The sequence below is a fragment of the Sedimentibacter sp. B4 genome (assembly GCF_000309315.1).
GTDB lineage: Bacteria > Bacillota > Clostridia > Tissierellales > Sedimentibacteraceae > Sedimentibacter > Sedimentibacter saalensis.
In genome coordinates this window covers 1-354 of sequence record NZ_CANG01000663.1, presented here as the reverse complement: position 1 = coordinate 354, position 354 = coordinate 1, and the positions used below count along the sequence as shown (strand labels likewise).

The following is a 354-nucleotide window of genomic DNA, read 5'->3' as shown; positions in this document are numbered from 1 at the left end:
ACCCTCGGCGAGTTCACCGTCGACCTGGCCGTCCTCGGTGTGGACGGCATCTCGGTGGGTAGCGGCGCGACGACGCTGACCCCGGAGGAGGCGCTGGTCGGCCGGTGGTTCGCCGAGGCGGCCCGGCGCGTGGTGATCGCCGCCGACAGCACGAAGCTGAACCGCGCCACGTTCGCCCGGCTCTTCGGGATCGATCGCGTGGACGTGCTGATCACCGACTCCCGGGCGAACCCGCAGCGGGTGGCGGAACTCGTCTCCGCAGGCGTGGACGTCCGCCTGGCTGACGCCGTTCACTGAACCGATCCGATCGCGACCATGGGTGGCCTCTGTTACAAAGTTGTGACTGAAAATGAC

Annotated in this window: 1 pseudogene; it reads left to right on the top strand. The window is 68.4% G+C overall.

The annotated features are described in order from the left end of the window. Positions 1–297: pseudogene (locus BN358_RS24055) on the top strand (alkaline phosphatase); the annotation flags it as partial. Between the last annotated feature and the right edge of the window lie 57 nt (positions 298–354).